The organism is Planktothrix sp. FACHB-1355 (assembly GCF_014748295.1).
Taxonomy (GTDB): Bacteria; Cyanobacteriota; Cyanobacteriia; order Cyanobacteriales; family Aerosakkonemataceae; genus Aerosakkonema; species Aerosakkonema funiforme_A.
The window spans coordinates 1-2,796 of record NZ_JACJUP010000934.1; the positions used below are offsets into that span (position 1 = coordinate 1).

At 49.4% G+C, this 2,796-nt stretch carries 2 protein-coding genes; one reads left to right on the forward strand and one right to left on the reverse strand.

Translation table 11 applies throughout. The features are described 5' to 3' along the window. Positions 1-1,517 (forward strand): ABC transporter ATP-binding protein (locus tag H6S82_RS27165; protein WP_191057029.1); only part of this gene is annotated, 1,517 nt, incomplete at its 5' end. Positions 1,518-1,573: 56 nt separating this feature from the next. Here the strand turns inward: H6S82_RS27165 and H6S82_RS27170 are convergent. Beyond that, a complete protein-coding gene (locus tag H6S82_RS27170) occupies positions 1,574-2,587 on the reverse strand; it encodes a type I glyceraldehyde-3-phosphate dehydrogenase (protein ID WP_190474076.1) in 1,014 nt (337 codons plus the stop codon). Positions 2,588-2,796: the final 209 nt, after the last annotated feature.

The following is a 2,796-nucleotide window of genomic DNA, read 5'->3' on the forward strand; positions in this document are numbered from 1 at the left end:
TGCTTCCCCCATCGACGCAGGTGGAAGGGGGTGTTTATTTTGAAGGTCAATCTGTTTTCGATCTAAATCCTTCTGCGTTGCGCCGATTTCGAGGGGAAGCGGTGGCGCTAATTTTTCAAGACCCAATGACGCGCCTCGATCCCCTGATGAAAATAGGAGAACATTGTATTGAAACGCTAAAATCCCATCAACCGCATTTGTCCAGGCGTCAAGCTAAAGAAAAGGCGATCGAAACTCTGGCAGCTGTAAAGATTCCGGCAAATCGTTGGTCGCAATATCCCCACGAGTTTAGCGGTGGAATGCGACAGAGGGTGGCGATCGCGCTTGCTTTGCTCCTCAATCCCAAACTCATTGTCGCCGATGAACCTACCACCAGTTTGGATGTTACCGTTTCGGCACAGATTTTGGAAGAACTAACCCGTTTGTGTCGAGAACGGGATATGGCTTTACTCCTAATTTCCCACGATCTGGCAATGGTAGGAGAATACTGCGATCGTATGGCGGTGATGTATGCCGGACAAATGGTCGAAACTGGTTCCACCGACTCAGTTCTCCAACATCCCCAACATGAATATACGCGATCGCTCCTGCAAGCAGCTCTTCACATTCAAGCCGTCAGCGATAAGGGAGCGGGAGAGCAGGGGAGTGGGGGAGTGGGGGAGAAAATAGTACTTACCTCTTTGCAAGCAAGTACTTCCCCATCTCCTATTCTGCGGGTTAAGGATTTAAAACAGCACTATAGCTTAGAAGGAAATTTTCTCACCCAGTTCTTTGCCAAAAATATCCCAGTTATCAAAGCCGTAGATGATGTCAGCTTAGAGCTGTACCCAGGTGAAATCCTGGGATTGGTGGGAGAATCCGGTTGCGGGAAGAGTACCCTATCCAGAACCATTTTGCAGCTGAAAAAGCCGACTTCTGGAAATGTAGAGTTTCTCGGACAGGAACTCACGAACTTGTCTGCCGAATCCATGCGACTGACGCGGCGACAAATCCAAATGGTATTTCAAGACCCTCACGCTTGCCTCAATCCGCGTATGACGATCGGACAGAGTATCGCCGATCCCCTGTATATTCACAAACTCGCCAGTCAAGATGAAGCAAAAGAGCGAGTCATACAGATGTTGGAGCGGGTTGGTTTAACACCGTCATCTGAATATTACCACCGCTATCCCTCCGATCTATCTGGAGGACAGCAACAGCGGGTGGCGATCGCACGCGCCTTGATTACCCGTCCCAAACTGATTATCTGCGACGAACCGGTCAGTATGCTCGACGCTCACGTCCAGACCCAGGTACTGGAATTAATGTTGGAACTAAAGGCAGAATTCGATCTCACCTATTTGTTTATTACTCACGACCTTTGGGTGGCGAGATTTTTCTGCGATCGCATCGCCGTTATGAATGCCGGTCGCATCGTCGAACTAGGTAAAACCGACGACATTTTTACAAATCCCCAGCATTATTACACGCAAACTTTACTCAATGCAGCGCCTCTGCTAGCTAGAGCTAGCGGTTGAGCTTAGCGGCAAATGGGGTGGGCGGTGCCCACCCTAATGACTGAGCGATAGACTAACTAATTAACCCACTTCTGAGCTACCAGTTCTGCCAAATCCACAACTCGTTGGCTGTAACCCCACTCGTTGTCGTACCAAGCTACCACCTTAACCATATCGTTGCCCATCACCATCGTCAGACTAGCATCGACGATCGAAGAAGCATCGGTACCGCGATAGTCAGAAGAAACCAGCTCCAGGTCGCTGTATTCCAGAATCCCTTTCAGAGGGCCTTCTGCGGCTTCCTTAAGAACTTGGTTTACTTCTTCTGCAAACGTATTCTTTTCGACTTGCACCACCAAATCCACCACAGAAACGTTAGGAGTTGGTACGCGCAAAGCGATGCCGTTCAGTTTGCCTTTCAGGGCCGGTACTACCAGAGCCACTGCTTTAGCAGCGCCGGTCGAAGTTGGTACGATGTTCATTGCTGCTGCCCGTGCCCGACGCAAATCCCGGTGAGAAGCATCCAGCAAGCGTTGGTCGCCCGTGTAGCTGTGGGTGGTAGTCATCGTGCCTTTGATGATGCCGAATTTTTCGTGCAGCACCTTGGCAATGGGTGCCAGACAGTTGGTCGTACAGCTAGCATTGCTGATGATCCAGTGCTTATGGTGGTCGTATTCGTCTTGATTGACTCCTACCACAAAAGTGCCGTCATCATTTTTACCGGGAGCGGTAATCAGAACTTTCTTCGCGCCAGCATTTAAGTGCTTGGTAGCGCCTTCCTTGCTGACAAACACACCTGTCGATTCAATGATCAGGTCAATTTCCCATTCTTTCCAGGGCAAGTTTTCCGGATTGCGATCGGATACGCATTTCACCGTCTTGCCATTTACGGTGATGGAGTTGTCATCATAACTAATATCGGCATTCAACTTCCCCAGCATCGTGTCATACCTTAGCAGGTGGGAGTTGGTTTTTGGGTCAGAGGTGTCGTTAATAGCAACTAGATCGATTTGGCTATTTTCTCTGCCCAGCCAGCAGCGCATAAAGTTACGCCCGATGCGTCCAAAACCGTTGATCGCTACTCTAATCACTGCGTCTTGCCCTCTATCTACTCGATTAATCAATCCCTAGTGATGAACCACATCATATCGCAAAGGGTGGACAAATCGAACGACAAATCGAACTGTATTTAGGGGTAGGGGATCGTACTGTTTGGGATCGTCAGGAGATGAATTTTGCCTACACAATGGGGCGGATGCCTTGTTCTGCCTCCAAGTAAGTTCTTACGGCTTCAGGAACC